Here is a 583-nt window from a genome sequence, read left to right on the forward strand (position 1 = left end):
GGCGTTATGTACTTTGGAGGTCAAATGAATTTATCCTCAAATTTCAGAATGTTGGCGCTGTATAATCAGCGAATGAATAAGCAGTTACTTGGTGTTTGCAGTCAGCTGACTCATGAGCAATTGCATCAGAATACCAGCTCATTTTTCCCTACAATCATGGCTCACTGGAATCATATCTTGTTCGGTGACTTGATTATGCTCCAGCGCCTTGTAGCAAATGAGCTAGTATCAGTTGAAGCTACAGTTTTAAAGAAATTACCCGTTTCTAAGTCAGTTTCTGACACGTTCGCTTCGAATCTAGACGAACTCTCTGAATTACGAGAACTTGTAGACTCGATCTACATTGAAATCACTAATCAGTTTACCGCTGATAGCTGTAACCAAATAGTCAGGTACACGACAACAGAAGGACAGGTGATTCAAAGGACCGTTGGTGAGTTTTGCCAACATATTTTCAATCATCAAACTCACCATAGAGGCCAGCTTACCTGTTTGCTAAGCCAGTTTGGTTTAGACTTTGGCTGTACAGACCTGCCTATGATCGTGCCAGAGGGAGCACGTACATAACAATAAATTTAAGAGT

Annotated in this window: 1 protein-coding gene; it reads left to right on the forward strand. The window is 41.2% G+C overall.

Annotation, left to right across the window (positions count from 1 at the left end; genetic code table 11):
* Window positions 1-24 precede the first annotated feature (24 nt).
* A complete protein-coding gene (locus EYW48_RS21380; RefSeq protein ID WP_171981740.1) occupies window positions 25-567 on the forward strand; it encodes a DinB family protein in 543 nt (180 codons plus the stop codon).
* Window positions 568-583 lie beyond the last annotated feature (16 nt).

The organism is Vibrio sp. 1180_3, assembly GCF_029478545.1.
GTDB lineage: Bacteria > Pseudomonadota > Gammaproteobacteria > Enterobacterales > Vibrionaceae > Vibrio > Vibrio aestuarianus.

Coding starts and splice junctions, on each gene's coding strand:
- EYW48_RS21380 (WP_171981740.1), top strand. CDS start 25: ATGAATTTATCCTCAAATTTCAGAATGTTGGCGCTGTATAATCAGCGA.